The sequence below is a fragment of the Variovorax beijingensis genome (assembly GCF_003951285.1).
GTDB classification, from domain to species: domain Bacteria; phylum Pseudomonadota; class Gammaproteobacteria; order Burkholderiales; family Burkholderiaceae_C; genus Variovorax; species Variovorax beijingensis.
This window is the reverse complement of record NZ_RXFQ01000010.1, coordinates 159184-172939: the sequence shown is the minus strand read 5'-3', so window position 1 is coordinate 172939 and position 13756 is coordinate 159184. Positions and strand designations below refer to the sequence as shown.

Genomic DNA, 13756 nt, shown 5'->3' with positions numbered 1-13756 from the left:
ATGGGTGGACTTTAAAAATTACCGGCAGAAAGATAAATTCCGGGAAACTGCGCACACTGTTACCCAAAAAGGAAACAATCCTCGACCATGAACACCGATGAATTGCGCATCTTCTCGAGGGTGGCCGAACTCGCGAGCTTCAGTCGCGCCGCGGACCAGCTCGGCCTGACCCGCGCGCGCGTCTCGGTGGCCGTGCAGCAACTCGAAGAGCGGCTCGGCACGCGGCTCCTGCAACGCACCACGCGCAGCGTGCGGCTCACCGAGGACGGAGGGCGCTTCCTCGAGCGCTGCAAGGACTACCTGGCCGAGGGCGAGCAGCTCGCCACCATGTTCCGCTCGCACGCCGGCGGCCTCACCGGCCGGCTGCGCGTCGACCTGCCGAATGCCATCGCGCGCGACCTCGTCATTCCGCGCCTGCCCGAATTCCTGGCGCGGCATCCCGCGCTCGAAGTCGGCATCAGCACCTCGGACCGCCGTGTCGACCTGGTGCACGAAGGCTTCGACTGCGTGCTGCGCGTCGGCATGCTCGGAGATTCGGAACTCGTCGCTCGGCCGCTCGGTGCCCTGCGCATGGCCAATGCGGCGAGCCCCGGCTACCTGCGCGCGCACGGCACGCCTCGCACGCTCCACGACCTGGCGCAGCACCGTGTCGTTCATTTCGCGCAGACGCTCTCCTCCAGCGACGCAGGCTGGGAGTACCTCGACCCCGCCGATGGCATGTACAAGACATGGCCCGTGCCTGCGACCGTCACGGTGAATGGCACCGACGCCTACCAGGCAGCCGCGCGGGCCGGCCTGGGCCTGATCCAGGCGCCGTTCGCGGGCCTGGAAGCGAGCCTCGCCGCGGGCGCGCTGGTGCAGGTGATGCCGGAGTTCAACGCGCGCCCGATGCCGGTTTCGCTGCTCTATGCCAACCGGCGCCAGCTCGCACCGCGCGTGCTGGCCGTGATGGACTGGCTGACCGAGATCGTCGCGCCCTACTTCGTCGAAGGGCGCGGCGCCGCTGTCAACGCCCCCAGCGCAGCACCATCGGGTCGAGCCGCTTCGCCGTCTCGATCAGGCCGGCGCGCGTCTCGGGGTGCATCGCCGGCAGCGGATGCCGCGGCGCCTCGCAGGCGATCACGCCGCCCTCCTTCATGAGCGACTTGCAGGCCAAAAGGCCGGCCTGGCGGTTCTCGTAGTTGATGAGCGGCAGCCACTGCTGGTAGAGCGCGAAGGCCTTGTCGCGGTCGCCCGCGCGGTGCGCCTCGATGATCGGGCGGATGCCGTCGGGATAGCCGCCGCCGGTCATCGAGCCGGTGGCGCCGGCATCGAGGTCGGGCAGCAGCGTGATGGCTTCCTCGCCGTCCCATGGGCCTTCGATGGCATCGCCGCCGAGGCGGATCAGCTCCCGCAGCTTCGACGCAGCACCGGCCGTCTCGATCTTGAAGTACGCGACGTGCTCGATCTCCCTGGCCATGCGCGCGAGGAACGGCGCCGACAGCAGCGTGCCGCTCGCGGGAGCATCCTGGATCATGATCGGGATGCTCACCGCATCGGAGAGGCCGGCGTAGAACTCGAAGATCTGCGGTTCCGGCACGCGGAAGGTGGCGCCGTGGTAGGGCGGCATCACCATCAGCATGGCGGCGCCCATGTCCTGTGCGCGCCGGCTGCGCTCGGCGCAGATGCGGGTGCTGTAGTGGGTGGTGGTGACGATCACGGGCACGCGGCCCGCCACATGCTCGAGCACCGTGCGCGTGAGCACTTCGCGCTCCTCGTCGGACAGCACGAACTGCTCGGAGAAGTTGGCCAGGATGCACAGGCCGTCCGAGCCCGCGTCGATCATGAAGTCGACGCAGCGCTTCTGGCTCTCGAGATCGAGCGCGCCCTGTTCGGTGAAGGTGGTCGGCACCACCGGGAAGATGCCGCGGTATCTGGGGGTCATGATGGATCAGTGTGAGTGGCGGGGAACGGCGGAGCCTCTGCAGCCCACCAGAAAATCGAAGTCGCAGCCTTCGTCGGCCTGCAGCACGTGGTTGACGTAGAGCTTCTGGTAGCCGCCGCCGCGCGTGCTCATGGGCTGCGCGTCGGTGCTGGTCAGCGAAGCCAGGCGCGCGGCCAGCTCTTCATCGCTGATGTCGAGGTGCAGGCGGCCCGCATCGCAGTCGAGCTCGATCCAGTCGCCATCGCGCACCGCCGCGAGCGGTCCGCCGTCGGCGGCCTCGGGCGCGACGTGCAGCACCACCGTGCCGTAGGCCGTGCCGCTCATGCGTGCATCCGAGATGCGCACCATGTCCTTGATGCCCTGGCGCAGCAGCTTGGGCGGCAGCCCCATGTTGCCGACCTCGGCCATGCCGGGGTAGCCCTTGGGGCCGCAGTTCTTCATCACCAGCACCGAGCTCGCATCGACCTCGAGGCTCTCGTCGACGATGCGCTCCTTGTAGTGCTCCAGGTTCTCGAACACCACCGCGCGGCCGCGGTGCTTGAGCAGTTCGGGCGACGCCGCCGAAGGCTTGAGCACCGCGCCGCGCGGCGACAGGTTGCCGCGCAGGATGCGGATGCCGCCGTCGGCGATCAGCGGCTTGTCGAGCGGGCGGATCACCTCGTCGTTGAGGCTGGGCGCCTCGCGCACGTTGTCCCAGATCGAGTGGCCGTTGACGGTGAGCGCGCCGGGGTGCGGCAAGAGGCCGCTTTCGCCCAGGCGCCGCAGCACCGCGGGCAGGCCGCCTGCGTAGTAGAACTCCTCCATCAGGAAGCGACCCGAAGGCAACAGGTCGACGATGGTCGGCGTGTTGCTGCCGATGCGCGTCCAGTCCTCGAGCTCCAGGTCGACGCCGATGCGCCCCGCAATGGCCTTCAGGTGGATCACCGCATTGGTCGACCCGCCGATGGCGGCGTTGACGCGAATGGCGTTCTCGAACGCCTCGCGCGTGAGGATCTTCGACAGCGTGAGCCCCTCCTTCGCCATCTCGACCGCGCGCACGCCCGACATCTGCGCGAGCACGTAGCGCCGCGCGTCGACCGCTGGAATGGCCGCGTTGTGCGGCAGCGAAGTGCCCAGCGCCTCGGCCATGCAGGCCATGGTGGAGGCCGTGCCCATGGTGTTGCAGGTGCCGGCCGAACGCGACATGCCGCCTTCGGCCGAGAGGAACTGGTGCAGGTTGATCTCGCCGGCCTTGAGCGACTCGTGCAGCTGCCACACGGCTGTGCCCGAACCGATGTCCTTGCCATTGAGCTTGCCGTTGAGCATCGGCCCGCCCGTGACCACGATGGCCGGGATGTCGCAGCTCGCCGCGCCCATCAGCAATGCGGGCGTGGTCTTGTCGCAGCCCGTGAGCAGCACCACCGCATCGACCGGGTTGCCGCGGATGGCTTCTTCCACATCCATGCTCGCGAGGTTGCGCGTGAGCATGGCGGTGGGCCGCAGGTTCGATTCGCCGTTGGAGAACACCGGAAACTCGACCGGGAAGCCGCCCGCCTCCGAGATGCCGCGCTTCACATGCTCGGCGATCTTGCGGAAGTGCGCATTGCAGGGCGTGAGCTCCGACCAGGTGTTGCAGATGCCGATGATCGGGCGACCGTCGAACTCGTGGTCCGGTATGCCCTGGTTCTTCATCCAGCTGCGGTACATGAAGCCGTTCTTGTCGGCCGAGCCGAACCATTCGGTCGAGCGCAGCTTCTTCTTGGGGGTTTGGTCCGGCATGCGGAATTTCCTGAAAGCGAGAAAGAAGGAAACGCGTCAGCGCCGTGGCGCACGCGAAGTGAAGAAGCGCTGCAGCAGGCAGAACACGAAGAGCAGTGCCCCGACGACGATGCGCGTCCACCACGAGCTCAGCGTGCCGTCGAAGGAGATCAGCGTCTGGATGATCCCGAGCATCAGCACGCCGAACAGCGTGCCCGCCACATAGCCCACGCCGCCCGTGAGCAGCGTGCCGCCGATCACCACCGCCGCAATCGCATCGAGCTCCAGTCCCAGCGCATGCAGGCCGTAGCCCGAGAGCATGTAGAAGGTGAAGATCACGCCCGCCAGCGCCGAGCAGAAACCCGACAGCGTGTACACGCCGATGAGCGTGGAGCGCACCGGCAGGCCCATGAGCATGGCCGACTGCTCGCTGCCGCCAATGGCGTACACCGCGCGGCCGAAGGGCGTGCAGTGCGCAATGAACACCGCCGCCAGCAGCACGCCGATGGCGATCACCGCGCTGATCGACAGCGAGGCCTCGCCCCAGACCGGAATGCGGATCTGCGAGACCTCGGCATAGAAGGCGTTGGTGATGCTGATGGAGTCGATGCTGATCAGGTAGCAGAGCCCGCGCGCGAGGAACATGCCCGCGAGCGTGACGATGAAGGGCTGCAGCCTGAAGCGCTCGATGAGCAGGCCCATGAACGCGCCGAAGGCGGTGCCCATGGCCAGCACCAGCGGAATCACCACCGCCGGGCTCCAGCCGTGCTTTTCGACCAGCGAAGCCGACACCATCGTGGTGAGCGCGATCACCGAGCCCACCGACAGGTCAATGCCGCCCGAAAGAATCACGAAGGTCATGCCCACGGCCACGACGATCAGGAAGGCGTTGTCGATCAGCAGGTTGAGGAACACCTGCGCCGAGAAGAAGCCGTCGTAGAACACCGAGCCCAGCGTGGCCACGAGCATGAACAGCGAGATGGTCGCGGCCAACGGCAGGTACTTGGGATTGAACCCTGCCTTGCCCCCTCTCCCACTTGCGGCAGAGGGCTGGGGCGAGGGCGCAGCCTCGATCACGGCGCTCATGGCTGCACTCCCTGGTGCACCGGCCGCTGCACCAGCGTCCGGATCTCTGCCCTGAATTCCGGCGACTGCAGCAGCATCACCGCGAACACCACCACCGCCTTCACCACGAGGTTGATCTCGGGCGGCACGCCCAGCGAGTAGATCGCATAGGTCAGCGTCTGGATGATGAGCGCGCCGATGACGCTTCCCATGAGGCTGAAGCGCCCGCCCGTGAGCGCGGTGCCGCCCAGCGTCACGGCCAGGATCGCGTCGAGCTCCAGCAGCTGGCCGGCGTTGTTGCCGTCCGCGCTCTTGACATTGGAGCTGATCAAGAGGCCCGCCACGCCCGCGCACAGGCCGCAGAACGCATAGGCGCCCACGACGAGCCTGCGCGCCTGCACGCCGGCCACGCGCGCGGCCGTCGGGTTGATGCCCACCGCCTGGATGAAAAGCCCGAGCGCCGTGCGCGTGATGGCCAGGTAGAGCAGCACGAACACCGCGGCCACGATGAACAGCGAGAACGGCAGGCCCAGCAGGTAGCCGCTGCCGAGGAAGAAGAAGGGCTTGTAGTAGATGGTGATGATCTGCCCGTCGGCGATGAGCTGCGCAACGCCGCGGCCCGCCACCATGAGGATCAGCGTGGCGATGATCGGCTGCATGCCGACCTTGGCCACCAGCATTCCGTTCCAGAGGCCGCACAAGAGCGCAACGCCGAGGGCCGCAAGGATCGCAAGCGGCATCGGAAACCGGCTCACGTCGCTCGCGACCGAGCCGCCGATCATCCAGGCCGCAACGGCCGCCGCAATGGCCACCACCGCGCCCACCGAGATGTCGATGCCGCGCGTGGCAATCACCAGCGTCATGCCCAGCGACACCAGCACCAGCGGCGCCGCGCGGTTGACGATGTCGATCAGGCTGCCGTAGAGATGGCCGTCGCGCCATTCGAGGTGCAGGAAGCTGGCATTGAACGCGGTGTTGACCGCGAGCAGCAGCAACAGCGTGACCAGCGGCCAGGCGAGGCGGTGGCTCATGAGGGATGAGAGGCGAGTCATGTTGCCGCAATCATTTCGTAGACCTCGTCCTCGGTCGAGCCGCCCGGCAGCTCGCCCACCTTCTTGCGGTCGCGCAGCACCACGATGCGATGCGCGACGCGCACCACCTCGCTCATCTCCGACGAGATGAAGATCACCGCCATGCCCGCCTTCGCGAGCCGCAGGATCTCTTCCATGATCTCCTGCTTGGCCGCCACGTCGATGCCGCGCGTGGGCTCGTCCAGGATCAAGAGGCGCGGCTCGGTCGCGAGCCAGCGCGCGATCATGGCTTTTTGCTGGTTGCCGCCCGAGAGCAGGCCGATGGGGGTTTCCACGCTCGCGGTCTTGATGCCCAGCGACGCGACGAAACGCTCGGCGATCGCCGTCTGCTCGGCACGCGGCAGGAAGCGCCGCACGCCGAGGCGCGCCTGCAGCGCGAGCGCGATGTTCTCGCGCACCGACAGCTCCGCCACAATGCCGTCGGTCTTGCGCTCTTCGGGGCACAGCGCGAGCCCTTCGCGGATGGCGTCGGCCGGGTTCGAGAAGCTGACGCAGCGGCCATCGATGCTCAGCACCCCGCGGTCGGGCGCTTCGAGCCCGAACAGGAGGCGCGCAAGCTCGGTACGGCCGGCGCCCAGCAGGCCCGCGATGCCGACCACCTCGCCGGCGCGCACGCGCAGGTCGGTGGCCTGCAGCTGGCCTGCCTGGCCCAGGCCCTCGGCCTGCAGCAGGGCGGGCGCAGCTTCATCGAAGGCCGTCAGCGCCGCGGGCCGCGCGGACTGGGCGGCCAGCTCGCGCCCCAGCATCGCGGCAATCAATGCCTGCGGGCCGAGGTCCGCGGCGCGCCACTCGCCCACCCAGTTGCCGTTGCGCAGCACCGTGATGCGGTCCGACACCGCATACATCTGGTTGAAGAAGTGCGTCACGAAGACGATCGCGAGCCCCTCGCTGCGCAGCCGCCGCAGCACCTCGAACAGCTTCTCGACCTCGTCGTCGTCCAGGCTCGAGGTCGGCTCGTCGAGGATCAGCACCTTCGACGACACGCCCAGCGAGCGCGCGATGGCCACCATCTGCTGCACCGCGACCGAATAGCTCGACAGCAGCCGGCTCACGTCGATGTCCAGGCCGATGCGCGCCAGCAGTTCTTCGGCGCGCCGGTTCACTGCTGTCCAGTCGATGCGAAAACCCTGCGCCGCGCCGCAGCGCGGATAGCGGCCCGCAAACACGTTCTCGGCCACCGAGAGGTTCGGGCACAGGTTGACCTCCTGGTAGACCGTGCTGATGCCGAGCTTCTGCGCCTCCAGCGGCGAGGCGGGATGAATGGCCTTGCCGTCGAGGTGCATCTCGCCGCCGCTCGACGGAAGAACCCCCGTCAGCACCTTGATGAGCGTCGACTTGCCCGCGCCGTTTTGCCCCATCAGCGCATGGATCTCGCCGGGGTACAGCCTGAGCTGCACGTCGCGCAGCACCGGGATGCCGCCAAACTGCTTGTGGATGCCCCGCAGTTCGAGCACGGGGCTGATGCCGCTCTGGCTCATGCGCCTACTTGTTCTTGTTGTAGACGTCGATGAACACGGCCGCCAGCAGCACCAGGCCCTTGATGACCTGCTGGTAGTCGATGCCGATGCCCAGGATCGACATGCCGTTGTTCATCACGCCCATGATGAAGGCGCCGATCACCGCGCCCATCACCCGGCCCACGCCACCCGACGCCGAAGCGCCGCCGATGAAGCAGGCCGCGATCACGTCGAGCTCGAAGCCCAAGCCCGCCTTGGGCGTGGCCGTGTTGAGCCGGGCCGCGAACACCAGGCCCGCGAGCGCGGCCAGCGCACCCATGTTGACGAAAGTCAGGAAGGCGAGCCGCTGCGTCTTCACGCCCGACAGCCGCGCCGCCTTCTCGTTGCCGCCCAGCGCATAGATGCGCCGGCCGATGGTGGTGCGGTTGGTGACGAAGTCGTACACCACGATCAGCACCGCCATCACGATCAGCACATTGGGCAGGCCCTTGTAGGTCGAGAGCAGGTAGCTGAAGAACAGGATGATGGCCGCGAAGAACAGGTTCTTCACCAGGAAGAACACATAGGGCTCCGTCTCCATGCCGTGCGCCGCGAGCTTGGCGCGCCCGCGCAGCTTGAAGAACACCAGCGCCGCGGCGGCCAGTGCGCCGACCACCAGCGAGGTGATGCGCAACCCGCCGCCATCGAGGCCGCCCAGCGGATCGGGAATGAAGCCCGAGCTCAGTCGCTGGAACTCGACCGGGAACGGCCCCACCGACTGCCCCGCCAGCAGCGCCAGCGTGAGCCCCTTGAACACCAGCATGCCCGCGAGCGTGACGATGAACGACGGGATCTTTCGGAACGCGACGAACCAGCCCTGCGCGGCACCGATGACCGCACCCGCCGCAATGCTGATGATGGCCGTCGGCACGAAGTGCCACTCGTACTCCACCATCAGCACCGCCGCCAGCGCGCCGATGAAGCCGCAGACCGAGCCCACCGAAAGATCGATGTGTCCCGCCACGATCACCAGCAGCATGCCCAGCGCCATGATGACGACGTAGCTGTTCTGCAGCAGCAGGTTGGTGAGGTTCAGCGGCCGCAGCAGCGTGCCGTCGGTCAGCACCTGGAACAGCACCATGATCGCGACCAGCGAGATCAGCATGCCGTATTCGCGCAGGTTGTTCTTCAGGAAGCCGGCGTGCAGCTTCGGGACGGCCTCGGCCATGGGGACGGCGGCGTTCACCGCGTTGGCGTCAGGCTGCGACATGGACAGAGCTCCCTGCGCTCACGATCGCATGCATGATGCGCTCCTGCGAAGCCTCGGCGGCCGGAAATTCGGCCACGAAGCGGCCCTCGTTCATCACGTAGATGCGGTCGCACATGCCGAGCAGTTCCGGCAGTTCGGAAGAAATCATGAGAATGCCTTTGCCCTCGCTCGCGAGCTGGTCGATGATGGTGTAGATCTCGTACTTGGCGCCCACGTCGATGCCGCGCGTGGGTTCGTCGAGAATCAAGAGTTCGGGTTTGGTGAAGAGCCATTTGCTGAGCACCACCTTCTGCTGGTTGCCGCCCGACAGGTTCACCACCAGCTGCTCCACACCCGAAGAGCGGATGTTGAGTGCGCGGCGGTAGTCGCTCGCCACCTTGAATTCGCGCGCGTCGTCGATCACCATCGAACTGGAGACCGCCTCCAGGTTGGCCAGGCTCACGTTCTTCTGGATGTTTTCCTCCAGCACCAGCCCCAGGCCCTTGCGGTCTTCGGTGACGTAGGCAATGCCATGGTCGATGGCCTTGCGCACCGTGCCCACGTCCACCGGTTGCCCGTGCATCAGCACCGTGCCGCTGATGCGCTGGCCGTAGGACTTGCCGAACACGCTCATCGCAAGCTCGGTGCGGCCCGCGCCCATGAGGCCCGCGATGCCGACGATCTCGCCCTTGCGCACATGCAGGTCCACGCCCTTGATCTGCTCGCGGTCGGCATGCAGCGCGTGGTGTACGCGCCAGCCGCGCACCTCGAACACCGTCTCGCCGATCTTCGGATCGCGCTGCGGATAGCGGTGCGCCATGTCGCGCCCGACCATGCCGCGGATGATGCGGTCCTCGCTGATCGGCTGGCCGCGGCAGTCCATGGTCTCCACCGTGGCGCCGTCGCGCAGCACGGTGATGGAGTCGGCCACCTTGGCAATCTCGTTGAGCTTGTGCGAGATCAAAATCGACGCGATGCCCTGGCGCTTGAGCTCCAGCAGCAGCATCAGCAAGGCGTCGCTGTCGTTCTCGTTGAGGCTGGCCGTGGGCTCGTCGAGGATCAGCAGCTTGACCTCCTTGGCCAAGGCTTTCGCAATCTCCACCAGCTGCTGCTTGCCCACGCCCAGGTCGGTCACCAGCGTGGTGGGCGGCTCCTTCAGTCCCACCTTGGCAAGCAGTTCGCGCGTCTTCGCATAGGCGGCGAACCAGTCGATCACGCCGCCGTGCGAAATTTCGTTGCCAAGAAAGATGTTCTCGGCAATGGACAGCAGCGGCACCAGCGCGAGCTCCTGGTGGATGATGATGATGCCGAGCTTCTCGCTGTCGGCAATGCCCTTGAAGCGGCGCAGCTCGCCCTCGAAGTGGATTTCCCCGGTGTACGAGTCGCACGGGTAGACGCCGCTCAGCACCTTCATGAGCGTCGACTTGCCCGCGCCGTTCTCGCCGACCACCGCATGGATCTCGCCCGCGCGCACCGCCAGGTTGACATCGCTGAGCGCCTTCACGCCCGGGAATGTCTTGGTGATGCCGCGCATCTCGAGGATGCTGCGGCCGCCCGCCGCTGCTGCTGCAATTCCGACGCTCACGACGCTCACTTGACCTGGCTTTCCTTGTAGTAGCCGCTGTCGACCAGCACCTGCTTCCAGTTGCCGCCGTCCACGCTCACGGGCTTGAGCAGGTACGAGGGCACCACCTTGATGCCGTTGTTGTAGGTCTTGGTGTCGTTCACCTCGGGCGTCTTGCCCGACAGCATGGCGTCGACCATGGCCACCGTGACCTTGGCCAGCTCGCGCGTGTCCTTGAACACGGTCGAGGTCTGCTCCTTGCGCAGGATCGACTTGACCGACGGAATCTCCGCGTCCTGGCCCGAGACGATGGGCATCGGCTGCGACGCCGAGCCGTAGCCCACGCCCTTGAGCGACGAGAGAATGCCGATCGACAGGCCGTCGTACGGCGACAGCACCGCATCGACGCGGTCCTTGCTGTAGTAGGCCGACAGCAGGTTGTCCATGCGCGCCTGCGCCACCGCGCCGTCCCAGCGCAGCGTGCCGACCTTGTCCATGCCCATCTGCTTGCTGCGCACCACCAGCTTGCCGCTCTTGATGTACGGGTCCAGCACCGACATCGCGCCGTTGTAGAAGAAGAAGGCGTTGTTGTCGTCCGGCGAGCCGCCGAACAGCTCGATGTTGAACGGGCCCTTGCCGCTCTTCAGGCCGAGCGCCGCCTCGATCGACTGCGCCTGCAGCACGCCGACCTGGAAGTTGTCGAAGGTGGCGTAGTAGTCGACGTTCTTCGAGCCCTTGATGAGCCGGTCGTAGGCGATGACCTTCACGCCCTTGTCGGCCGCCTTCTGCAGCACGTCGGACAGCGTGGTGCCGTCGATGGCCGCGATGACCAGCACCTTGGAGCCCTTGGTCACCATGTTCTCGATCTGCGCAAGCTGGTTCGGAATGTCGTCGTCGGCGTACTGCAGGTCGGTCTTGTAGCCCTTTTCCTTGAAGTACTTGACCATGTTGGCGCCGTCGGCGATCCAGCGCGCCGACGACTTGGTCGGCATCGAGATGGCGATCGGCCCCTTGTCCTGCGCATGCGCGAGCGGCGCGATACCGGCGATGGCCAGCGCGATGCCTGCGAGCGAGGCCTTGAGGAAGTTGCGTTTCATGGGTGTTCGCTCTCAATACTTGCGGTTGGGGAATTCCTTGGCGGCGACTTCCATCGGGAAGATCGTCTCTTCGGTCACGATGCGCTTGGGCAGCGGCTTGCCGGCCTTGATGTCCTTCACGGCGCTCATCAGCTGAGGGCCGAGCAGCGGGCTGCATTCGACCGACACGTTGAGCTTGCCGGCGATCATGGCTTCGAAGGCACCCTTGACGGCATCGATCGAGATGATCGTGATGTCCTTGGCCGGCTTCAGGCCCGCTTCCTCGATGGCCTGGATGGCGCCGATGGCCATGTCGTCGTTGTGCGCGTAGAGCACGTTGATCTTCTTGCCCTCGGCCTTCAGGAAGGCTTCCATCACTTCCTTGCCCTTGGCGCGCGTGAAGTCGCCGGTCTGGGAGCGCACGATCTTGAACTTGGGGTCGGCCTTGATGATTTCCTCGAAGCCCTTCTTGCGGTCGATGGCCGGTGCCGAGCCCACGGTGCCCTGCAGCTCGACGATGTTCACGTCGCCCTTCTGGTCCTTCATCTTCTCGACCAGCCAGCGGCCCGCCTTGCGGCCTTCCTCGACGAAGTCGGAACCCATGAAGGTCACGTAGAGCGAGTCGTCCTTGGTGTTCACCGAGCGGTCGGTCAGCACCACCGGAATCTTGGCGGCCTTGGCTTCGCGCAGCACGGTTTCCCAGCCCGATTCGACCACCGGCGAGAAGGCGATCACGTCCACCTTCTGCGCGATGAACGAGCGGATCGCCTTGATCTGGTTTTCCTGCTTCTGCTGCGCGTCGGAGAACTTGAGCTCGATGCCGGCTTCCTTGGCCGACGACTTGATCGACTCGGTGTTGGCGGTGCGCCATTCGCTCTCGGCGCCCACCTGGCTGAAGCCGAGCACGATCTTCTTCTGCGCCAGCGCGGTGGCGGGCAGGAGCCCGCCGAGCGAGGCGGCGGCGAGTGCGATATTGAGGGTGCGGCGATTGAGTTTCATGGAATGTCTCCTTCTTTCTGAGTGCTTGCTTGCTGATGAAAACCGTCCGTGGTGGTCAGGCCAGCATGTAGCCGGTCTTGACCGTCGTGTAGAACTCCGCGGCGTGGCGCCCTTGTTCGCGCGGCCCGTAGCCCGACCCCTTGCGCCCGCCGAAGGGCGCGTGAAAGTCCACGCCCGCCGTCGGCAGGTTGACCATCGTCATGCCGACTTCGGCATGGCGCCTGAAATGCATCGCGTGCTTGAGCGAGTTGGTGCAGATGCCCGCGCTCAGGCCCGAGGGCGTGTCGTTGCACAGCGCCAGCGCCTCGTCGTAGTCGGCGGCGCGCAGCACGCAGGCCAGCGGGCCGAAGATTTGCTCGCGCGCGATGCGGTGCCCGGGTTGAGCCAGGAACAGTGCGGGGCTCATGTAGTGGCCGGCCGTGGCGCGCTTGAGCGGCTCGCCGCCCCACACGTGCTCGGCGCCCTCTTCGCGCGCAATGCCGACCCAGGCCAGGCTGCGCGCCAGGCGTTCTTCATCGACCAGCGGCCCGACGTCGACGCCGCGTTCGAGCGCATGGCCGATCTTCAGCGCCTTGAGGCGTTCGCGAAGCCGCGAGACGAACGCGTCGTGCACCGCGGCCTCGACGATCAGCCGGCTCGACGCCGTGCAGCGCTGGCCGTTGGAAAAGTAGGCGCCCTGCACCGCGCAGTCGACCGCATGGTCGATGTCGGCATCGGCCAGCACCACGAGCGCGTTCTTGCCGCCCATCTCGAGCTGCACCTTGGCGCGCCGCGCCGCGGCCGCCTGCAGGATGCGTTCGCCGTTGCGCGCCGAGCCGGTGAAGCTCAGGGCATCGACCAGCGGGCTGTCGACCAGCGCCTGGCCGGCCTCGCGGCCGCTGCCCATCACCAGGTTGAACACGCCCGCGGGCAGTGCGGCGCGGCTGATGATCTCGGCCAGCGCCCAGCCGCAGGCCGGCACCAGTTCGGCCGGCTTGAACACCACGCAGTTGCCGTGCGCGAGCGCCGGCGCGATCTTGGTCGCCGGTACCGTGAGCGGCGAATTCCACGGCGTGATGAGCCCGGCCACACCCACCGGTTCGCGCGTGACGTCGACCTGTACCCCCGCGCGCAGCGAGGCCATGTTCTCGCCGCCGCCGCGCAGCGCCTCGCCCGCGAAGAACTTGAACACCTGCCCCGCGCGCGCCGCCTCGGCCACCGCCTCGGGCAGGGTCTTGCCGACCTCGCGCGCCAGCAGCAGGCCCAGCTCGTCCTTGCGCGCCAGCAGTTCGGTGCCGATGCGGTCGAGCACGTCGGCCCGGCGCTGCGGCGTACTGTGGCTCCAGTGGGAAAAGGCATCGGCGGCCGCGCGGATCGCGGACTCCACCTGGCGGCGATCGGCGCGTGCGTATTCGGCCACCACTTCGCTGGTGTCCGAAGGATTGGCGCTCACACCGGTGGTCGCGCTGGTTTCCCAGCGGCCGTTGATGTATTGCCGCACGTTCTGATGGATCTCGCCGTGAATCACCTGCGCGCCGACCTTGTCTCTGGTTTTGGAAGTGCGGCGAGTCTATGAACAGAATTGATATCAATCCAATCAATTTTTCGACAAAATGCATATCAATCGCTGGATTCT

The 13756-nt window shown here is 66.6% G+C and carries 10 protein-coding genes and 1 pseudogene; 1 reads left to right on the top strand and 10 read right to left on the bottom strand.

What is annotated here, in order from left to right:
* Positions 1-87 precede the first annotated feature (87 nt).
* Positions 88-954, top strand: a pseudogene (locus tag EJO66_RS18980) (LysR family transcriptional regulator); the annotation flags it as partial.
* A gap of 52 nt (positions 955-1006) precedes the next feature.
* Here EJO66_RS18980 and EJO66_RS18975 read toward each other — a convergent pair.
* Genes EJO66_RS18975 through EJO66_RS18930 form a run of 10 tightly spaced genes read right to left on the bottom strand, consistent with a single transcriptional unit; the run spans position 1007 to position 13648 of the window.
* A complete protein-coding gene (locus tag EJO66_RS18975; protein WP_124960922.1) occupies positions 1007-1924 on the bottom strand; it encodes a dihydrodipicolinate synthase family protein in 918 nt (305 codons plus the stop codon).
* A gap of 6 nt (positions 1925-1930) precedes the next feature.
* Positions 1931-3682: an IlvD/Edd family dehydratase gene (locus tag EJO66_RS18970; RefSeq protein ID WP_124960921.1), complete on the bottom strand. Its 1752-nt coding sequence runs from the start codon at positions 3680-3682 to the stop codon at positions 1931-1933.
* Between the two features lie 36 nt (positions 3683-3718).
* Positions 3719-4747 carry a galactofuranose ABC transporter, permease protein YjfF gene (gene yjfF, locus EJO66_RS18965; RefSeq protein ID WP_124960920.1) on the bottom strand — a complete coding sequence of 343 codons (1029 nt, stop codon included), beginning with the start codon at positions 4745-4747 and terminating at the stop codon, positions 3719-3721.
* The gene (locus tag EJO66_RS18960; protein ID WP_125965784.1) at positions 4744-5778 is read right to left on the bottom strand and encodes an ABC transporter permease; all 1035 of its coding nucleotides are present in this window, start codon (positions 5776-5778) and stop codon (positions 4744-4746) included. Before EJO66_RS18960 ends, yjfF begins: the two co-directional genes overlap by 4 nt.
* Complete coding sequence (locus tag EJO66_RS18955) at positions 5775-7295, bottom strand: sugar ABC transporter ATP-binding protein (RefSeq protein ID WP_124960918.1); 1521 nt, start codon at positions 7293-7295, stop codon at positions 5775-5777. Before EJO66_RS18955 ends, EJO66_RS18960 begins: the two co-directional genes overlap by 4 nt.
* A gap of 4 nt (positions 7296-7299) precedes the next feature.
* Entirely contained in the window at positions 7300-8523 is a 1224-nt protein-coding gene (mmsB, locus tag EJO66_RS18950) for a multiple monosaccharide ABC transporter permease (protein WP_124960917.1), read from the bottom strand.
* The gene (mmsA, locus tag EJO66_RS18945; RefSeq protein ID WP_124960957.1) at positions 8510-10036 is read right to left on the bottom strand and encodes a multiple monosaccharide ABC transporter ATP-binding protein; all 1527 of its coding nucleotides are present in this window, start codon (positions 10034-10036) and stop codon (positions 8510-8512) included. The genes mmsB and mmsA overlap by 14 nt, the downstream gene beginning before the upstream one ends.
* A gap of 56 nt (positions 10037-10092) precedes the next feature.
* Complete coding sequence (chvE, locus tag EJO66_RS18940; protein ID WP_124960916.1) at positions 10093-11163, bottom strand: multiple monosaccharide ABC transporter substrate-binding protein; 1071 nt, start codon at positions 11161-11163, stop codon at positions 10093-10095.
* 12 nt (positions 11164-11175) lie between these two features.
* Complete coding sequence (locus EJO66_RS18935; protein ID WP_124960915.1) at positions 11176-12141, bottom strand: ABC transporter substrate-binding protein; 966 nt, start codon at positions 12139-12141, stop codon at positions 11176-11178.
* A gap of 55 nt (positions 12142-12196) precedes the next feature.
* Positions 12197-13648: an aldehyde dehydrogenase family protein gene (locus tag EJO66_RS18930; RefSeq protein WP_124960914.1), complete on the bottom strand. Its 1452-nt coding sequence runs from the start codon at positions 13646-13648 to the stop codon at positions 12197-12199.
* Positions 13649-13756: the final 108 nt, after the last annotated feature.